15 protein-coding genes and 1 tRNA gene are annotated in these 14377 nt (G+C 64.4%); 4 read left to right on the top strand and 12 right to left on the bottom strand.

Translation table 11 applies throughout. The features are described 5' to 3' along the window. Positions 1-4 precede the first annotated feature (4 nt). From IPG14_RS05250 to IPG14_RS05260, 3 genes are all read right to left on the bottom strand, one after another. Positions 5-523 carry a DinB family protein gene (locus IPG14_RS05250; RefSeq protein WP_343384419.1) on the bottom strand — a complete coding sequence of 173 codons (519 nt, stop codon included), beginning with the start codon at positions 521-523 and terminating at the stop codon, positions 5-7. Continuing rightward, the gene (locus IPG14_RS05255) at positions 523-2178 is read right to left on the bottom strand and encodes a methylmalonyl-CoA mutase family protein (protein ID WP_343389552.1); all 1656 of its coding nucleotides are present in this window, start codon (positions 2176-2178) and stop codon (positions 523-525) included. The genes IPG14_RS05250 and IPG14_RS05255 overlap by 1 nt, the downstream gene beginning before the upstream one ends. Positions 2179-2273: 95 nt before the next feature. Then, complete coding sequence (locus IPG14_RS05260) at positions 2274-2420, bottom strand: hypothetical protein (protein ID WP_343384417.1); 147 nt, start codon at positions 2418-2420, stop codon at positions 2274-2276. A gap of 185 nt (positions 2421-2605) precedes the next feature. Here IPG14_RS05260 and IPG14_RS05265 point away from each other — a divergent pair, with 185 nt between their 5' ends. The 3 genes from IPG14_RS05265 (at position 2606) to IPG14_RS05275 (ending at position 4170) form a co-directional block, all read left to right on the top strand. Next, positions 2606-3370, top strand: coding sequence for a response regulator transcription factor (locus tag IPG14_RS05265; protein WP_343384416.1), 765 nt, complete (start codon positions 2606-2608; stop codon positions 3368-3370). A 44-nt stretch (positions 3371-3414) separates the two neighbouring features. Next, positions 3415-3996 (top strand): hypothetical protein, encoded by a 582-nt coding sequence (locus tag IPG14_RS05270; RefSeq protein ID WP_343384415.1) that lies wholly within the window; start codon positions 3415-3417, stop codon positions 3994-3996. Between the two features lie 98 nt (positions 3997-4094). Then, positions 4095-4170: transfer RNA gene (locus IPG14_RS05275), tRNA-Phe, on the top strand. Between the two features lie 41 nt (positions 4171-4211). Here the strand turns inward: IPG14_RS05275 and IPG14_RS05280 are convergent. From IPG14_RS05280 to IPG14_RS05290, 3 genes are read right to left on the bottom strand one after another with little or no spacing between them, the layout of a single operon-like run. Continuing rightward, entirely contained in the window at positions 4212-4604 is a 393-nt protein-coding gene (locus IPG14_RS05280; RefSeq protein ID WP_343389551.1) for a DUF6285 domain-containing protein, read from the bottom strand. Then, a complete protein-coding gene (locus IPG14_RS05285; RefSeq protein ID WP_343391111.1) occupies positions 4604-5614 on the bottom strand; it encodes a phosphotransferase family protein in 1011 nt (336 codons plus the stop codon). The genes IPG14_RS05280 and IPG14_RS05285 overlap by 1 nt, the downstream gene beginning before the upstream one ends. 3 nt (positions 5615-5617) lie before the next feature. Beyond that, entirely contained in the window at positions 5618-6580 is a 963-nt protein-coding gene (locus IPG14_RS05290) for a hypothetical protein (RefSeq protein WP_343384412.1), read from the bottom strand. Between the two features lie 180 nt (positions 6581-6760). Here IPG14_RS05290 and IPG14_RS05295 point away from each other — a divergent pair, with 180 nt between their 5' ends. After that, positions 6761-7354, top strand: coding sequence for a VOC family protein (locus tag IPG14_RS05295; RefSeq protein ID WP_343389548.1), 594 nt, complete (start codon positions 6761-6763; stop codon positions 7352-7354). A gap of 51 nt (positions 7355-7405) precedes the next feature. On the opposite strand, the gene IPG14_RS05300 is transcribed toward IPG14_RS05295, so the two are convergent. From IPG14_RS05300 to IPG14_RS05325, 6 genes are all read right to left on the bottom strand, one after another. Further along, positions 7406-9583: a copper resistance protein CopC gene (locus tag IPG14_RS05300; protein WP_343391112.1), complete on the bottom strand. Its 2178-nt coding sequence runs from the start codon at positions 9581-9583 to the stop codon at positions 7406-7408. Then, on the bottom strand, positions 9580-10161 hold the full coding sequence (locus tag IPG14_RS05305; RefSeq protein ID WP_343391113.1) for a copper resistance CopC family protein: 582 nt from the start codon (positions 10159-10161) through the stop codon (positions 9580-9582). The genes IPG14_RS05300 and IPG14_RS05305 overlap by 4 nt, the downstream gene beginning before the upstream one ends. A 67-nt stretch (positions 10162-10228) precedes the next feature. Further along, positions 10229-11584, bottom strand: a complete 1356-nt coding sequence (locus IPG14_RS05310; protein WP_343391114.1) for a hypothetical protein — start codon at positions 11582-11584, stop codon at positions 10229-10231. Positions 11585-11740: 156 nt separating this feature from the next. After that, entirely contained in the window at positions 11741-12322 is a 582-nt protein-coding gene (locus IPG14_RS05315) for a VOC family protein (protein ID WP_343384407.1), read from the bottom strand. A 97-nt stretch (positions 12323-12419) separates the two neighbouring features. Then, positions 12420-13046: a DinB family protein gene (locus tag IPG14_RS05320; protein ID WP_343391115.1), complete on the bottom strand. Its 627-nt coding sequence runs from the start codon at positions 13044-13046 to the stop codon at positions 12420-12422. A gap of 121 nt (positions 13047-13167) precedes the next feature. After that, positions 13168-14235 (bottom strand): alanine racemase, encoded by a 1068-nt coding sequence (locus IPG14_RS05325; protein WP_343391116.1) that lies wholly within the window; start codon positions 14233-14235, stop codon positions 13168-13170. Between the last annotated feature and the right edge of the window lie 142 nt (positions 14236-14377).

The following is a 14377-nucleotide window of genomic DNA, read 5'->3' on the forward strand; positions in this document are numbered from 1 at the left end:
CGGCCTAGTCAGTTTCCTCGGCTGTCGTCTTGCGAACGCCCGCCATCCCGGCCAGGATCGCGGCGATCTGGTGCCAGTGTTCGCGGTCGTGTTCGAGTGTGGAGCGGACGATCGGCACGTACTCGCCGTCCTCCGCCGTCAGCTCTTCGTCGCTGATCTGTTCCAGTTCATCGAGCAAACGATGCCGGCCGCCCCGGAGCTGCTCAAGGACGCTCCAGAAGTTCAGGTCAGCCTTGCGCTCGACGTGATCCTGGTTCCATGCATCGCGCTTTGATTCGTCGAAATCCTGCAGCGGTGACGGTTTCCCCGCGCGCACCTCGCGAATGGCCGTAACGTAGTGCGCTTCCCAGGTGGCGACGTGCCCGACGATGTCCTTCAGCGACCAAACCCCGATGAACGGCCGGTCGATATCGCGAATGCGGCACGTCTCGATGTTACGCATCAACTGGTTGCGCTCGAGCTCCAGCTCATTTAGCAACCGTCGCCGTTCATCGGACCGCACCCGTACGTCGTCGTCAGTCACTAGATGAACACCGGCTCGCGCTGTTCGCCCCACACTCTGCGGAGGCGGTGGCTGATTTCGCCCAGCGTGGCGCGGGCCTCGACACACTCAACCATGATCGGAAGGAGGTTCTCGGTGCCGCGCGCCGCCTGCTCGAGCTTGTGGAGCAGCGCTTCCACGGCCGCACCATCCCGGTTCGCGCGGAGCTTCGCGAGCTTCGCCGCCTGGCGTTGTCCCAGCGCCGGGTCGACGCGAAGGAGGTCTGGCGCGTTCTCTTCCACATTGATGAAGTCGTTGACGCCGACGATGACGCGCTCCTTCGCCTCCACTTGCATCTGGAAGCGGTACGCCGCTTCCTGGATCTCTCTCTGCTGAAACCCGCGCTCGATAGCGACGAGCGAGCCGCCCATGTTGTCGATCGTGCGAATGTACTCTTCGGCCTCCGCCTCGAGCCGGTTCGTCATGTCTTCGACGAAATACGACCCGCCCAGCGGGTCGGCAACATCACCCACCCCGTTTTCGTAGGCGAGGATCTGCTGCGTCCGGAGGGCAATCTGCACGGCCTTCTCCGTCGGCAGGGCGAGCGCCTCGTCCATCGAGTTTGTGTGCAACGACTGCGTGCCACCGAGGACCGCTGCCAGGGCCTGCACCGCCGTGCGTACGATGTTGTTCTCAGGCTGCTGCGCCGTGAGCGTTGCGCCGCCGGTTTGCGTGTGGAACCGCAGCATCTGGGATCGCGCGCTCTTCGCCCCGAACCGGTCCCGCATGATTTTCGCCCAGAGCCGCCGCGCGGCCCGGAACTTGGCAACTTCCTCCAGGAAGTTGTTGTGGCAGGCGAAGAAGAAGCTCAGTCGCCCGGCGAAGTCATCGATATCGAGGCCCGCCGAGATCGCCGCGTCAACGTACGAGATCCCGTCGGCGAGCGTGAACGCAATCTCCTGCGCGGCCGTACAGCCAGCCTCGCGCATGTGGTAACCCGATATCGAAATCGTGTTCCACTGGGGCACCACGTCTTTGCAGTAAGCGAAGATGTCGGTGATCAGCCGCATGCTCGGCTGCGGCGGGTAGATGTACGTCCCGCGTGCGATGTATTCCTTCAGGATGTCGTTCTGGACGGTTCCGCCCAGCTTGTCCGGTGAGATGCCCTGCTGTTTTCCAACCGCTACGTAGAACGCCAGGAGGATCGCTGCCGTCGAATTGATCGTCATCGAGGTCGTGACTTTGTCCAGGGGGATCTGGTCAAACAGCGTCAGCATGTCCTCGATGGAGTCGATGGCGACTCCGACTTTGCCGACTTCGCCCGCCGCCATCGGGTCGTCAGAGTCGTAACCGATCTGGGTCGGCAAGTCGAAGGCAACGGAAAGCCCGGTCTGACCCTGGGAAAGCAAATACCGGTAGCGCTGGTTCGATTCCTCGGCCGTGCCAAAGCCAGCGTACTGCCGCATCGTCCAGAAGCGGCCCCTGTACATTGTCGGCTGGATGCCGCGGGTGAACGGGTATTCGCCGGGGAATCCGAGTTGTTCATTCGGGTTCCAGCCGTTCAGGTCGTCAGCGGTGTACACAGCGTCGACCGGCATCTTCCCGGTCGTTTCAAACGCTTTGGCGCGTTCAGGCGCGCGCTCGATGGCCTTGGCGTAGGGCCCCTGGAGCCACTCGCGCTTCGTAGTGATTGGCATTTATGTGGAGACTCCAGCAGACAAACAGGTAGCGCCGGAATCGGCGCACGGTACCCCGGAGTATAGGAGTTCTCGTATTTCCGCGCCAAACCGGACTACGGGTTGACGGTGTCCTTCGATTTCTCCTGGAGCCGCCTCAGCCGTTCTGCCTCGAAGTCGAGTGGCTCGCGGACCACGGCGAGATGGCGCCGGCGCTCATGGAGTTCGTCATCGTAGGTGTGGATCCGTTGTGGATGTCCCATACCAGTACCATCGACGGTCGCACGCTCCTTCTGCAATCGGGGATTCCCCCTCGTCACGGCACGGCCGCCACCCCCTCCGGGTATCAGGAAACCGACGAGTCATAAATAGGGGCTTTACCTCTTGACAAATCTCCCTATAATCGCGCTACCCAGAGGTGGTGGGCCTTTGGACAGCTTGGGGGAATGTGACCACTCGCACCCAGTCTTCCTTTGTGAGCTGCCTGCTCGTCGCACCTTCGGATTGCGGCACGCTCGGGTTTGTCCGGGCGCTTCATGGCGGCGGCATCGCCGTCCTCGAGCGAGAGCCGGGGCACAGCGCTCTCCAGTTGGCGCTCTCTGGAGAATTCCACGTCGTCGCGTGGATGGTCGACCCTCGGTCAGCAGCGGGACCGCTCGCAGTCTCCCAGCTCGCCGGCGCCGGCGTGCCCGTCATCGGTCTCCACGATAGCGCGGAAGCACACCTCATCGCCGACATGCTCTCGGCCGGCGCCCATGCATGTCTCGACCTTGGGACGGACGCGCGAGTCGTTTCTGCCCAGGTTCGCGCCGTACTCCGGCGCGCAGGCGCATATGATGCAGCGCCAGCAGAAGTTTCCGGCCTTCTTCAGGTTGGGGACCTTAGCGTCGATGTAGATAGATGCGAGGTGCAACGCGCGGGAACGTTCGTAGCGCTGACAGCGTCGGAATTCCGGATTGTCGAGTACATGGCCCGCCACAGCGGCCGAGTCCTCAAGTCCCACGAAGTCCTCAACGCCGTCTCCAGCGATTACGAATACCTTCCGCGGGAAGCTCAGGACGTATTCAAGGTCTACGTCCGTCGTATCCGGCGCAAGTTGGAACCGAACGAAAGCGAACCGCGCTACCTGGTGACGGTCCGCGGGTTTGGCTACCGGCTTGAGGGTGGGAGTGCCATCACCCCCGCTCTCCGGAGTGCAGCGACGACCGCCTGATACCCCGGTTTCCCGGGGATGTCTGGCACCTCCGGGGAGAGATAGTGAGCGAACAGGGTCAAGGGCCGGAGGATTTCCTCCTGGAACGGCTCAACGAAGCCGCATCGGGCGATGCTGCTGTGCGCCAGTTGCGACGGCGGTACGACCTGCTTCGGCACGACTACGAACAACTCCTCGACCGCCTCGGAGAACTCGAAGATCGCCTGAATGCCGCGGCAACCCAGCCCGCGGCGGCGCCACTCCCTCCGTCAGCACTCGCCGAGACAATCGCCGAGGCCATCACCGCGCCGCTCCTCCGGCTCCGAGACGACTACCTCTCGGCCGTATCTGGTATTCAGAACGTCGTGACGGGCCTCGAAGGCCTCGCCTCCGGGTTCAAAGGCCAGCACGCCGTCGCCAACAGCCCGGCAGCACCCATCGCGCCAGCGCCAGCAACTCACGAGCCCGCGGAACCGGCTGCTCCCGGCAAGGTCCACAGGATGCAGGTCGATGTGAAAGGGTCTGGATTCGGCGAACTCCTCGATTTCCAGGAACGGCTCTCCAACTTGGTCGGGGTCTCGCGAGTGTCGATCAGCGCCATCGACAACGAACGGGCGACTCTCGTGGTGGAACTCGAACACCCCTGACGTTGCCTTCGGCGAAAGCGCAGACACCGTGACGCCGGCCCTGTCCGACGAGGCTGAATCTTGACCGAGGGGCCCGGCAAACCTACGATCGACCGGTTGCTGAGGTAGCTCAGTTGGTAGAGCACGGCACTGAAAATGCCGGTGTCCCCAGTTCGACCCTGGGCCTCAGCACCACACTTCTGAATCTGAGCCCGATGGCAACATCGGGCTCCTTCTTATCCCTCGGCCGCCAGCGCCGGGTTCGAGACCACCAGCTTGTCGTGGATCACCTTGCGCAGGTGGTTGACCACCTGGTGGCGGAAGTCCCCCGAGTCGGCGTCACCCTCTCGGATGCGGGTACTGAGCGAGCGGTTGCGGGCCAGCAACGATTCGCGCATCGCGGCGAGGTGAGGCGGCATCGGCTCCACTCCGAGCAGGTGGTCGAGCCCGTCCCACTCCCGGGCATAGTGGTCCTCGATCGTCGAGATCTCCCGCCGGAGCATCTCGACCGCGTTCATCGCGACACGGCCGTGGAAGTTGGTCCGCCCGGTCGTGTTCACCATCACGTCATCGCGGAGATACCCCGCTACCGCCTCGAGCAACTCGTCGATCGTCGGTCGGTCTTGCATCAGATGCCTGCCTGTTCCAGGAGCCGCAGTAGCTCCCACTCCGTCTCCGCGGTCCGGCGGCCGATGCTCGCCATCTCGACCGTCTTGTTGCGGCCGAAGAAGTAGTTGGCCGCCTGCGTGATCGTGATCACGCCCCACTTCAGGTTGCCGAACAGTTCCCAGAAGCGGACACGGTCCCGATCCACGGGGCAACCCCCCGCGGCTTCGTAATCTGCGAAAAACGGTTCGTAGTCTCCGATGCCCGCCATCGGCTTATCGCCGCCAAAGCGCCACGACTTCACCGCCAGCCATCCGATGTCTTCCATCGGGTCGCCCCAGTGTGCGAGTTCCCAGTCGATGATGCCCCTGAGGCCATCCTCACCGTAGAGGAAGTTGCCCAACCGGTAGTCGCCGTGCACAAGGACTCGCTCCGGCGGGTTCGGCAAGTGTTGGTAGAGCCAGCGAAATGCGAGTTCGAACACCGGATGCGGGTCCGGCGACACCTCGCGGAAGATCCGCTCGTAGTTCTCCACTTCGTGCCGCGCCGGCGAAGCACCCTCGACCGGTGCCGGGAGGATCTCGAACTCCGGATGCTCCGCCCGATCGATGCGGTGGATGCGTGCGAGGCTCTGGGCCAGCTGGGTCGGGATAATCTCGCGAGCGTGCGCGTACTGCTCGCCGCGGATCAGCCGGCCTCCCAGGGCTTCCCCAGGCACCCGCCGCATGACGAAGAACTTCACCGGGAACGTTTCGTCGCCATCCCAGAGCGGTTCCGGGACGATCGCACCGGCATCCATCGCCGCCTTCAGGAGGTGGAACTCAAGGATGCGTGGGGCGCTCGACTCGATCCCCGCCACTGGGTCGCAACGGAAAATGCCCTCGAGCTTCTCATCGCCCAGCTGTGCATCGAACGTCCACGTTTCCCGCCCGGCCCCGCCCGAAAGCCGCGCCAGGCCGGCGAAGGCCGGGTCGTGGCCCGTGTTCTTGTGAAGGAACTTCCTCAGTCCCGCTTCGACGGTCGCCGTATCCACGGACTACTCCGCCTGGTCGAGGTATTCGCTCAGGCCGTAGCCCTTGCGCTGGCCATCCAGGGTGTATTCGGTCATCCCCTCGCCGATGTGCGTGAACATGCCCGACCGCCGGTTTCGCAGCGGAATGAACCCGGTCACCTTGCCGACGATCGTGTGGCTCTCGCCATTCTCGAGTTTGACCTTCGCGGTGAGGCCCTGGTGGTAGTTGGTGTCGCCTTCGTAACTCGTGTCGAGCTCCGCCTCGGTGATGCGAATCAACTCGTCCGGTCCACGGTGGAACACACCACCGACTCGCCCCCCGACGACCGAAAGCACCATGCCGATGTCGTCGCCGAAGTTGCCGGTGATCCAGCGATACGACGGCGTCGACTGCCAGTATCGCGGGCCCCACGAATGGTCGCGCAGGCCGTGGCCGGCGATTTCCAGTACTGGGCCATCCTCCACCTGGAGCGTCCCGGTTACCTTCATGTGCTGTTCGTAGTGGGCACGCGCGAAGTCATTCTGTGATCCGGCGCCACCGGGTTCGGCGACGTGGCCGTATATGGGACCGACCCCTTCGTGGACCAGGTCGAGCCTGACTTTCTTGTGCGGGTTCTCCTTGAATGCGACCGACGGCTCCCGCATCTCCCGCGGGTCCGCCAGGTAGACGACCGACCCGACAAACGTGGTCCGGATCTTCTCTCCAGGTACCAGGACTTCCACCTTGAGGCCGCCCGCGTCCCAGCCATCATTGTGCGAAATCTGCGGCCGCTTGTAGTTGAACAACGCCGACCCGTCCGACTGGTAAACGATGACGGTCATCTCGGCATGACCCTCGTTCGCCCGGTTGCCCATGCGGATGAATCCGCCCATCTGCTTCTCCCGGTCGAAGAAGTTGAAGTACACCGACTCGTTGAAGTTCTCTTCCGGCCCAAGCGGGTGGGTGTAGTCATCCTCGGGCTTCACGTTGCCAATGATCGTTACCATGTCGCTGCCTCCCTCGCCGTGGCTCAGTTTCGGGACCGTGCTGAGGCGGAATCATAGACCATCTTCCTTAGCGTCGCCGAAAGGATCTCTCCCCTGAAACTCGCGAAGAATCACCTCGACGTCGGCCTCTATACGAACACCATCGAAGCCTCACTTGTCTTCTGGCAGGACGAAGTCGGTTTGCCATTCCAGGAACTCCTGCCCACCGGCGGGGGCAGCCGCCAGCATCGCCACGGCCTCGGTGGCGGCATCCTCAAGATCAACGAGTCCCGCGAGCCGATGCCCACGGCAAGCGCGACTGGCATTCGCGAACTCATCGTGCCAACCGCGAAGGTCTCATCTCCAGTCCGACTTCACGACCCCGAGGGAAACGCCGTCACACTCGTTCCTGGGCGACCAGGGGACGCTGGGATCACGATCGTGTTGGCGGCCTCGAACCTGCAGGCAGCCCGACACCACTATGGAACGGCCCTCGGCTTCGAGTCACTCGGCGACAACACGTTTGTCTGCGGCGAAACGCGAATCGAACTCCAGCACGACCCTGCCCAGCAGCCGGTCGGCGACATGCGCGCTCCCGGCTATCGTTACCTGACCGTCCAGGTCTGGGACGCTGACAAGGAGTTCGAAGCCGCAGTGGCGCTCGGCGCAACCCCAGGCATGGCCCCTCGGACGATGGGCGCCGTCGCGCGCTTCGGCTTCGTCCGGGACCCCGACGGCAACTGGTTGGAGCTTTCGCAGCGAGCATCCCTCACCGGACCACTGCCCCCCAACTGACCTTTCTGTTATGTCCTGTTCGAGCGTCGAGGACTCCCGGCCCCGCCGCGGTCAACGTTCGACGGGCGTGAGTGTCCGCAGGAAGTTCACGAGGTGCCACATCTGCTCCTCGCTGAGCCGGCCCGCACCTTCGCCCCATGCACGCATCTGCGTCCCGGCGACGCCCTCGTCGATGAACTTGAACAGCTGCCCGTCGGGGTGCTGTGGGACATGGACCGTAAGGTCCAGGGGATAAGGATTCAGGTCCAACCCCTTCGGCGGGACGCCGGTCTGGCCGTGGCACGAAACGCAATTTTGCATGTACAACGTCCGTCCCTGCGCGATGGAGTTGGCATCCGGGTAGACCGGGTTCGAAGGGAGGCCGTCGGCCGGTTCATGCGCATGCACGCCGAACAGGAGCAACACCCCGAACGAAAAGCCGGCCATCGTCGCACTGTTGGCGGCCCAGGATGCCTCACGTCCGAGACGGCGCAGCGGCGGCCGCGCGAGGGCGAAGCCGAGGCCCACCAGGACGAAGACGAACCCGCCGAACTGGTTCCAGGTGAGCCCCGGCGCCGGGTTCGCCCACGCACCGCCCGCCTTCGAGGTAACAACCGCGACTCCCGCCGGGCGGACATCGAAGAACCCGATGACGTCGTCGACGTCGGCTCGCCGCACCTCGACTTCGACTCGCCAGCGGCCTTCCAGTGTCATGAATGGGCCCTGGCCAAGGAAGACACCCGACTCCGTCCCCGCCAGCGTCAGACTGGACGCGCCGATGGTTGCGTCCTCCTGGTAGCGGAACGTCAGCCGCACGCGCTCGGCCTCGGCGCGGGCGCCAGAAGTCCCGGCGAGCTCCACGCGGTAGGTGTTGAGCCCGGTCTGGTTCGGGTCGATCGCGAGCCGCAGCTGAAGGTCTCCCGCCGGCTGTATCTGGTCGAACGGCTTCCGCTCGGGAGCGATCGCGATTGACTTGGAGACGGTTGTCTGCGTGAGCATCGCCCCCGCCAGGAACACGACGAGTCCGAGGCCCACTTCTGCGACGGCGAGCCGCACGAACCTGCGCTGAGCCGTTTCCTTTCCGGCGGTGAGCAGATGCTTCCCGCGGTTGGCGTTGTATGCGGCAATCACCAGGAGCGGCACGACCAACCCGAGCTTCACCAGCAGGACCAAGCCGTAGCGCGTTTCCCAGAGCTTCCTCGATTCGTCTATCTCGACTAGCGCCCCGAGAAATCCGGTGCCCAGGAGCACGAGGACACAGGCGGACGCCAACAACGAAAACCGGGGGACGAAGCTGTGCCAGGAGGGCCCAGGACGCCCGAGGCGCGCTGCCAGAGCTATTCCCACGACTGCGCCAACCCATCCGGCCGCGGCAACACCGTGTCCGAGATCGATGACCTTCGCCCACGAACTGCCCGTGCCCGCCGCGGCGTGGCTCGTCGCCGTGAACGCCCAGAGGAAGCCCGTGGAACAGGCGAGCAGCGCGCCTGCCGTCCGCTTCGGTGCGTCGAGGATGAACGTCGTGGCCACGCCCATCAACAGGATGAGCCCCATCCGCGTCAGCCAGTAGCCACCACTCGGCGTCTCCAGGATGAACTCCCGCAGCGGGACGCCTTCGTACGCATCCCGCAACGTCGCAAAGTTCAGCAGTGTGGCCGCGAGCAGGATCGAAACCCCCGCGTACACCGCCATGGCCAGGCCCCGGCGAGTCCGGCTATCGGCGTCCACACCGAACAACAGCGTCACGACCGCGCCGGCGACCGCGACGACCAGCCCGAGAAGGGAAAGCGCCCTCACCGCGACCCCATCGGCGCGCGGCAGGCGGTCGGCGTCGTTTGACATGCCCTCAAACGAATTCACCTGGTCCGGCATGCTCCCGTCTGCGTTCAGCACCGTGAAGGGGAAAGACCCGCGGATCGCGTGGCCATCCACCCGCGAAACATTCGCCCAGAGGACGTTGTAGATGCCCGGCTGCAGCTGCGGGAGAGCCATCGTCATCGACATGCCCGAGACCGTCGCGGGCGCCGTGGTCACCGGCCGTCCGCCAGCGTCCAGGAGTTGGATGGAGCTGGACATCGGCTCAAGCGGTTCAGTGAAAACGAGCGAGAGCTGCGAAGGCGGTCGCTGCAGAAAGGAGTTTGCCGCCGGGTCTGAGCTTCGCAACGCCGCGTGCCCCAGGGCCGCATCCGGCCGCCCGAGCGCCAGGGTGATCCCGGCGACCGCCAACACGAAGGCCGCGGCCCACTTCACTGCCGCTTCTGAACCAGGAGGAAAGTCCCGCCCGCTCCAAGGACGAACATCCCAAGACCCGCCGCTACGACAAGCACCCAGGTGACGCCATCGTCGTCGCTATCGACCGACATCGTGCCCGCGCTGCCCGTGGGCGAGGCAGTACCACCGGGGTTCAGCAGGTCCTCGCGCAGCTTCTCCTTGCCCGCACTCGCCATTCCGTTCGGGTCGAACGTAAACGAGAGCTCGCCGTCGGCCGAGTCACCATCCTCGGAACTCAACGACTTCCACTTCACCGTATAGCGGCCGGGGAGCAGCCCGGAGGGCAGCGCCACCGACAGACGCGTCCGGTCGTTATTGTCGATGACGGCGGCGACCGTCGTTACTTCTGTTCCGGTGGCATCGAAGACATCCACGTCATTCCCACCGGCCTGCCTTGCGAGTTCCTGGCTCATCACCAGGACAACCTCAGCAGGGGCCGATGTCAGCACGGCGCCGTCGCCGGGCCTGGCAGTGGCAGGCTCTGCGTGCGCGAACACATTGGGCGCGAACGCCAACGAGACGACCATCGCGACAGCGGCCAGCAGGGCGATTCTCATGCGGATTCAGTCTAGCGCCCGCCCCGGACCTGATCACGGTTGCTGGTCGCCAGGCGCCAGCACCGGATCACTCGTCTCGACTCACGCCGGCAGTCAGTCCCCGGAAGTTCCCTCGGCGAATCACGACGAACGGCGGGCTCTCGGCCGAGGTGAGACCTTCCGCCCACGCGACGACCCGGAGCCCGATCCCGGTGCCTTCGATTCGACAGCCGGTGTACTTCGCCAGCCCTTCTTTTGCGGTCTTCACAAGCCCTCCGTCGCAGCTCAGGGCGGCATCTCCGCCCGTGCCAACGAGCGAGAGGGTGATCACCGTCTCGTTGTCCTCGGCGACGGTGTACCCGCGCCCGTTCAGCACCGCGACCTTGGGCTGAGTGAGCAGCAGTTCGCCGGGTTGCGTTCCGGCCGGAACGTCCAGGAAGTACAGGTAAGCTGGCGCAACCGGGGCGAGGGTCCATCCGATGTCGCTCAGGATGCCGCGAATCACAGGGCCAACCCGGTGCTGAGACTCTTCGTCATCCAACATCGGGCTCATCAGGCTATCCGCCGAACCCGCGGCGAACGTCTCCTCGTCCAGGTGGTAGACGCTGCTGTCGCTCCACGTGGTTGGTGCAAACAGCCTCGGGGCAGTGCCGGGAGTGGCCGCCACACCGTTCGCGCCGTACCAGAACAGGCCCCCGCTCGTCAGCGCCTGCTTCAGTTCAGGAGTCTTGGTCTTGAACCCGCCGAAGAGGGGCTTTGCGTTGCTGTTCACAACGAAGACGTCGTAAATCGCGCTCGCCGTGTACTTCGGTGGGCTGCCGATCGTCCCATTCGTGCCAACAACATCCGCAGTCCCCGTAAGACCAAGACCGTGCCCGATTTCGTGCATGACCACGGAAACGAAGTCGAACTTGCCTCGCGGAGTCCGTCCGTCCGTCCCGAAATAGAACGACTTCTGGGTGCTGGCGAAGTTCGACGTGATGTCGACGGACTTCGCGTCGAGGTCCGTCCCGGCGATCTGGTTCGCCAGTGCGATGGGATACCAGTGGCCCGACGGCGCGCCCGGGAAACCCGAGAGCAACTTGGTCGGCCCCGCCGTTCCCAGCTTGCCGGCTCCAAGCACCTTCCAGTTCGCCTCGACCCGGATTGGCACGGTGACATCCAGGTACCGGCTCCATGTGTCCAGGGCGTACTGGAATGCGGTTTTCGCGTCCTCCGGGAAGGCTCCCTTGTACGTCACGATGAACGACCCGTTCTGCTCCGCCCGCTGGACGGGTGAAGTGTCCTGGGCCGAGTAGCTCGGCTCAGCAACCACCGAGCCTTCCGTCAGGTCGCTCAGCCGCCCGTCCATCCACAACAGGCCCGGGTCTACCTCGTCCGCTGCTGCCGATTCCGGCAGGACGAGCACGGCCGCGAGTGCGGCGATAAGGATGAGTCTTCGCATGGACGACCGCCCGTGGCACGCCCGAACTCGGGAATCACTCCCCCGCGTGCCTGACTCAACAAAACGACGGTGCCGACGCCCGCCATCAGGGAGCGACGATGCGATTCACCATCTTGTCACGTCATGTGCGGGGCCAGTGCAGGGCCGCCCTCGGCGTCAGTCGCCGGCCGGGACGAGCCCCCGGTACCGTTCGACGTCCACTGACCTCGCCGGCTTGTGCTTCACGTCGTCGGGCCGCAGCGCGCGCAGCCAGGTCGCGAACTCGAGCAACTCTCCGTCGGGGCCTCGGAAGTAGAAGGACCGTATGAACGTCCCTTCATGGACTTCCTTGCTCACCTGCCTGGGGCTGTCGTCGTGGTTCATGATCGGGGTGACGTGCACGCCCTTGGCCACCAGCTTCGCGTGGTATTCCTCGAACTTCTCCGCAGGCACATCGAACGCCACGTGGTTCATCGAGCCGTGAGCCGACGCGAGTTCCCCCTCGCCCGGCATTCCATTCGGCGCCGACACCCCGGGAGCGGCATCGGGGGCGTCCGGGAACCAGAAGAACGCCAGCGCGTCTCCCTTGCCGATGTCGAAAAAGAAATGCTGCCCCATGTTCCCCGGGAGCTCGATCGTCTTCGTCAGCGGCATCCCCAGGATGTTGGTATAGAAGTCGACGGTCCGCTCCATGTCCTTACAAACGAGCGCAAGGTGGTTGATCCCGCGAAATTCGAATTCGCTGTTCTGCTCTTGCATGCTGACATCCTCCGGATCCGCGCTTCCGCGTTCGGAGCATTCTATCTGGAATACTGGCTGCCCGGCCAGTATTCCTCACGATTTGGGATCCGCGCGCTCAGACGGGGTTCGCCGCCAGCCAGAGGTCGTGCATGAGTTGAAGGTGGCCGACATGCTCCCGAAGGTGCGCGATCGCCGCCATGATCGTTGCGGCGCCATTCCGCGTCGGCACCGGGAGCCCGTCGGTCGTCGACATCACGATCGTGCTGGAAAGTTGTTCCTCCGCGCCGCCCGCGAGTATCGACTCCGCCTCGCTACTGAATGCATCGATCATCGCCAGGAGGTCGTCCTTCGGCACGCCCGTGGTCCGGAACGCTCTGGCCCGGTCATTCGCACGGTACTCGGTGATCGAAACGGTTACTCCGGTGCCCGCCCGCAGGAAGAAGCGGGTCGAGGTGATCGCGTGGACGACGAGCACGGATACCGTACTGGCGGTCGGCAGGGGCTTCCATTCCATGGCAGCTTCAGGAAGATCTGCCACCGAAGCACGCAGGAATGCCAGGGACTCGCGGACGATCTGAAGCGCTCCGCTATGAGTTGGGGTCAATCGAGAACCGTCCTTTGCCCAATCATCCTGTTTCGCGCCCGCGGCAATTCGCCACGAGTCCGAGGGTCTACGCGCGGCTGCCGCCGAAAGGCCAGATCCGACGCTTCGGCTTGCTGTCGTCCTTCTTTTCCGGGCCATCGAAGCCGCGGCCACAGCCCTGGCAATACCCGTACACGTTAAGATTCTGGCGCCCACACCAGGGACACTCGCGCATTGCTGGAACTCCTCGTTTGCTGTTGTGTCTACCAGTCTACGACGGCTACCGGAACTTCCGCGCCGCGAGGATCGGCCACGTGTCGATCACTTCCTCACCCCGCCGGACGTAGTAGACGTCATGCTGGTTGAGGGTGGTGTCGCCGTGACTGGGGACGACCTCGATGCGCTGTCCCGGCTTCAGCTTCGCGATGCCTTCGCCCGTGAGCGTGCAATGCTCCTCGCTCAGCCGCGCAACCTTCACGGTGCCATCGACCGACATAGGCGGGCCGAATTCGTTGGTAAGTGACTTCGCTCCGGCGTCCCCCACGGCGTAGCGGTCCTTCACCGAAATGACCGTCATGAGGAGCGTAAGTGCGTTCTCAAACACCCCCGGGATGAACTCTTCGTTGTGAGAGTCATTGAACACGTACGTCCCGGCCTGCAACTCCGTGACGCCCGCGGTCTTGCTGGCGATCAGCACGCTCGCGGTGCCGCTGGTCGAGACGATCTTCGGCGCCAGCCCGGCCTCCGCCAGCGCTTCGACGTGGTCGTTTACCGTTGCCAGTGCCGTGTGGATCAGTTCCGCCCGGGCGGCATCTTCGGGCTGACCGTACATGTGCCCTTCGTAACCCATGATCCCGCGGTAGTCGATCCCTTCGTCGACCAGCCGCCTCGCCAACCGGACACTCTCCGCCGGCGTCGGGGAGCCGCATCGCCGCAAGCCGGCGTCGACCTCGATGACCGCCGCCGGCCGCTGCCCGGAACGCCTCGCTCCAGCCACCAGTTCGTCGATGTTGAAATCCGATTCGACCGCGGTCGTAATGTCCACACCACGCGCCAGCAGAGCCATCAATCGGTCGATCTTCGTGGTACCGACCACCTGGTTCGCCATGAGAATCGGCCCGAGGCCCGCATCGGCCAGCACTTCTGCCTCGCCGAGTTTGGCGACGGTGATACCGATCGCACCTGCTTTCAGCTGCAGTTCGGCAACCGCCGGGCACTTGGGCGTCTTGAAGTGCGGCCGCAGGCTGACGCCCGTCCCTTCCAGGATGCCCATCATTGTCGCGATGTTCTTGTTGACCCTGTCCAGGTCGAGGAGCAGGCAGGGGGTGTCCAGGTCGTCGATGCGCATGGCGGAATTCTACGCGGGGCCACTACCCGGCACGAGTGGCAAACGCTGCCTTGCCGAAGCAAGCCTGGCAAGGGACGAAGTCCCGAAGGTTCGCCGCATACAGCAGAACGCTCTCGACCTCTCGGTTCTCGTAGCCGAAGCG

The organism is Candidatus Amarobacter glycogenicus (assembly GCF_016704105.1).
In the GTDB taxonomy this organism is placed as follows: Bacteria; Chloroflexota; Dehalococcoidia; order Tepidiformales; family Tepidiformaceae; genus Amarobacter; species Amarobacter glycogenicus.